Below are 4,810 nucleotides of genomic sequence, written 5' to 3' on the forward strand. Positions count from 1 at the left end.
GAAATCGTTTTGTTATCGTTTTGTTTTTCTCTCGCATCAGAGGCGATCAATAAATACGGCGTATAAATATAAGCGCGTTCTGTATGCTCTGTCAAAGAGATCGCTTCTTCTTCATACGTAGTCCACGGTTTCAAAAAATCTTGTGTCGATTTTTTGGCATAAACGATTCCGTACTGTTGTGCCTTAGCAACCATATCGTTCGTTGTATTCGCTACTGCTCCTGCCGAACCTTGCATGCAGAAGAAAAACAGGATTCCTAATATCCAATATCGTTTCAAAACGATCCACTCCTTTATCTGCTTAGACTTTTTCGTAAATACCGGCAAAGACTTTTGTTGCAGGACCTGTCATATAAACATTGCCGTCTTTTTCTGCCCATTCAAGATGAAGTGTGCCACCATCAAGAATGATCTCTGCTTGGCGTTCGGTTTTTTCATTCAACACGGCAGCAACGATCGTCGCGCAAGAACCCGTACCACAAGCAAGTGTAATGCCCGCACCACGTTCCCAGACACGCATACGGATCTGTTTACGATTTAATACTTCTGCAAATTCAACATTGATCTTACGCGGGAAGCGTTCGTGCGTCTCCAGTTTCGGTCCCACCTCAGAAAGTGCGATCTTTGCAATATCGTCAACGAAGATAACACAATGCGGATTCCCCATCGATACGGTCGTCATACGGAATGTATCTTCTCCTGCCGTGATAGGCTCTGCTACGATCATCTCTTCCGTTTCACTGATAACAGGAATCTCAGACGGAGTAAGACGCGGTTTTCCCATATTGACGCGCACCCCAATAGAACCGTCTGACATATCAACAAGTGCAGGAATGATGATACCTGCTTTCGTTAAAATATGAAGTTCTTTTTTATCACTAAGCTGATTCGCTGCGATATATTTAGCAATACAACGCGTTGCATTACCACACATCTCCGCTTCGCTTCCGTCGGAATTAAATATCCGCATCTCAAAATCAATGCCTTCTTGCTCGCAAGGCAAAAGGATAACCAATCCGTCTGCCCCAATACCAAAATGACGGTCGCATACTTCAGCCGCTGCAGAAGAATAATTTTCGATCACTTCTTCAGCACCATTCACTATTACAAAATCATTGCCTAAGCCATTCCATTTTTCAAATTTAAATTGCATAACTTACCTCCGAGAAATCGTCCAGTATTATTTCTATTTTACTGATAAAACGATGTTCTTGCAATCTTTCTTTTTGAAAACGGCAGTTTCATCAGATAAAAAAGCATCTGCCAACCCGATATAAATAAGATGATTCCCCAATCTTCCATCGCAAGAGGTACCGTTGAGAATATATCTTGCAAAAACGGTACATAGATCACGGCTATATGCATCATGATAGAGATCATCATCGCACCGATCAAGAATCGATTACGGAAAATGCCCGCCTCCAACGCATTACAATATTCCGATCGACAATCGAGAACATGAAACATCTGGCACATCACAAGCGTCGTCAACGCCATCGTTCTCGCCTTAACTAAGTCGCCTGTCATATAGTAGACTGCTCCGAATACAGCCACCGTAGTCGCGCCTATCTGTATTCCGCGGAGAATGATCTTTCTTGACAATCCTCGCGAAAATACTCCTTCATTCGGTTTGCGCGGAGGTCGTTTCATACTGTTTTTTTCATTCGGATCAATACCGAGCGCCATAGCAGGCAGTCCGTCTGTTACAAGATTGACCCATAGAATCTGCACAGGTAAAAGTGGTAACGGCATTCCCAAAAGCGATGTTAAAAACATCGTCAACACCTCACCTGTATTGCAGGCTAACAGATACCGAATAAACTTACGAATATTGTCATAGATGCCGCGCCCTTCTTCGATTGCCGCCGTAATCGTCGCGAAATTATCATCACTCAATACCATGGCAGATGCCTCACGCGCAACATCCGTTCCACTTTTCCCCATAGCAATACCTACATTAGCCTCTCGAATGGCAGGAGCATCATTAACACCATCGCCTGTCATAGCAACGATCTCACCTTGTTGTTTGAGGGCACGCACGATCTTCAGCTTATGTTCGGGGGCGACACGAGCATAGACAGATACTGTCCTTATAACACGCAAAAAGTCCTGTTCTGTCATACCGTCTATCTGCCTGCCTGTCAAAACATTGCTATCATCTCCTCGACAAATACCGATCTCTTTTGCGATCGCAAGAGCTGTCCTCGGATGATCTCCCGTTATCATGATCGTCCGCACACCTGCTTCCTTGCAAGTCTGAATTGCCGCACTTGCCTCGGGTCGAGGTGGATCCATCATCCCAAACAAGCCTGTAAAAATAAGTTGTCGTTCCATCGCTTCCGCTATCGTTTCATTACGCTTTACGATACGATATGAGGTTGCCAATACGCGCAACGACCGAGATGCCATATCTTCGTATTGTGCTTCGATATCTCGTTTTATTTGCGGTGACAACGGTCGTACTATTCCATTCTCGGCAAGATAATATCCGCACAGTTCCAATACTTTGTCGGGTGCTCCCTTCGTATAGAGTATCCGTTCTTTCTCTTTTTCATAAACGACAGACATTCGTTTGCGTTCCGAAGTAAACGCGATCTCACCTACACGTACTGTTGACTGTTCCAGTTGTTCTCGCCATATTCCCCATCTCGTACCAACGATTGTCAAAGCTCCTTCTGTCGGATCTCCATCAACTACGACACTCTCTTGACGGCTTCTCCAATGACCGCCGATCGTGATATCGCGCTTCCGAATCACAGCATTATTACACAGAACAGCCGTTTCGATCGCATTGCGCAGCGTATCCGATATCGCAGGTTCCTGCGTATCATGTTCACAGCGAAGCATTTGTTCTTCTGCTACTTCATATCGTCCCGATGGCGTAACGATCTCCCGAACTGTCATTTTATTTTGTGTCAGAGTTCCCGTTTTATCCGAACAAATGACCGTCACACAGCCAAGCGTTTCAACCGCGGGAAGCTTTCGTATGATAGCTTTTCGACGCATCATCTTCTGCATACCCAGCGCCAACACGACTGTCACGATAGCAGGCAAGCCTTCAGGGATCGCCGCTACAGCCAAGCTGATGCCTGCCATGCACATCAAAAATATCTCTTCTCCGCGCCAAACACCGATCACAACGACAAGTGCACAGATGGCAAAACAAACGGCAACAAGATATTTTCCCAACTCTTGCAACCTCACTTCGAGCGGTGTCTTTTCGGCAGTATGATCTTGTATCATTCCTGCAATACGTCCGACACTCGTATGCATTCCTGTCGCACATACGATAGCGACCGCCCGCCCTTTGGTGATAACCGTACCTGCATGAAGCATGTTCGCTTGATCGCCAAGCGGTGTTTTTTCATCCAGAATCGTTCGTGAATGTTTATGTACAGGCATAGACTCTCCAGTCAACGGTGACTCATCGGTAAACAAATCGATATCTTCTACGATACGCGCATCAGCAGGCACCTTGTCACCTGCTTCAAGCAAGATGACATCTCCCGGTACAAGCTCGGCAGATAGTACCTCCGTACGATTCCCATTGCGCAGAACATGTGCCGTAGGTGAAGATAATTCACGCAAAGATCGCATTGATTGTTCGGCCTTATACTCCTGCACAAATCCAAGTATTGCATTGACCAATACGATGATCAATATTGTAATAGCATCTGTATATTCACCCAAAAAGGCAGAGATCAGCGTCGCACCCAATAATACCAACACCATAAAATCCTGAAACTGCTGCGCAAAGCTTATCCACCATGGTTGTTTTCGTTCTTCCGATAATCGGTTTTCTCCATACTTCTCTCTCCGTCGTTCTGCTTCGTCCTTCGTCAGACCTGTCTGAGCCGATACCTTAAACTTATCTTCCAATTCTTGAGTACTTAGTGTATAAAACGGTTTGTACATCAATCGTCACCCCATCTCTTGTTTGCTATCACTATATTCAGTCATCGGAATAATAGACCGAACCAATAGAAAATGCTATACTTAGAATAGAAACATCAAGTGAGGTGCTCACATGAATATAGATGGTATTACACTTCATGCACTTGCACAGGAAATAGACAGTCTGGTGCAGGGCGCACGGATCGACCGCATCACACAACCCGATAAAATGACGATCGTCCTCTCGCTTCGTCAACCGGGACGCAACTTAACACTTACCATATCGGCAGAACCCGACAGACCGCATATATTTGTTTCCGAACAAACGTATGACAACCCCGCTGTTCCGCCCGCGTTCTGTATGCTCTTGCGCAAGCATTTGGAGAACAGTCGTATCGCCAACCTCGAGCAACATCATCTCGACCGTATCTTATGGCTCAATTTTGACGTACTTGGTAAAGGCGGCCGCATTATTACCAAATCGCTCGTTATCGAATTGATGGGACGACATAGTAACGTTATCCTGGTAGAAGACAACGTCATTATCGATGCACTCCGTCGCATTCACGAAAACGAAAGCCGCGTGCGTCTTATCCTTCCGTTCGAATATTATCAACTTCCGCCCGCACAACCGAAACAAAACTTGTTTTATGCAGACAAAAGAGAGCTCCTTGATTCTATCCTCTCACAAACAGACCTCGCACTAAGCAAGGCCATCCAGTCTGTATTGATGGGCTTTGGCACACTGCTTGCCAGAGAGCTGTGTCATCGTGCCGATATCCACGAACAAACACCTGTATGTGACTTAACAAAAGATGAACAGCAACTTTTTGCCAATACTTTTTATGATTTTATCGCATCGTTAAAAAGTTCTTCAGAACCAACACTTGCATATGATGCAAAAAAGAAAAAGATTA

4 protein-coding genes are annotated in these 4,810 nt (G+C 45.1%); 1 reads left to right on the plus strand and 3 read right to left on the minus strand.

Features of this window, described 5'->3' with window-relative positions; all coding sequences use genetic code 11:
* From IJN28_08245 to IJN28_08255, 3 genes are all read right to left on the minus strand, one after another.
* Positions 1–278: hypothetical protein (locus IJN28_08245; GenBank protein ID MBQ6713758.1), on the minus strand; the 278-nt coding region annotated here is incomplete at its 3' end.
* Between the two features lie 22 nt (positions 279–300).
* Entirely contained in the window at positions 301–1,152 is an 852-nt protein-coding gene (locus tag IJN28_08250; GenBank protein MBQ6713759.1) for a diaminopimelate epimerase, read from the minus strand.
* Positions 1,153–1,190: 38 nt separating this feature from the next.
* The gene (locus IJN28_08255) at positions 1,191–3,914 is read right to left on the minus strand and encodes a calcium-transporting P-type ATPase, PMR1-type (GenBank protein MBQ6713760.1); all 2,724 of its coding nucleotides are present in this window, start codon (positions 3,912–3,914) and stop codon (positions 1,191–1,193) included.
* Positions 3,915–4,026: 112 nt separating this feature from the next.
* On the opposite strand from IJN28_08255, the gene IJN28_08260 reads away from it, so the two are divergent.
* Positions 4,027–4,810, plus strand: a 784-nt coding sequence (locus IJN28_08260; GenBank protein MBQ6713761.1) for an NFACT family protein, incomplete at its 3' end; no start/stop codon positions are given.

The sequence above is a fragment of the Selenomonadales bacterium genome, assembly GCA_017442105.1.
In the GTDB taxonomy this organism is placed as follows: Bacteria; Bacillota; Negativicutes; order RGIG982; family RGIG982; genus RGIG982.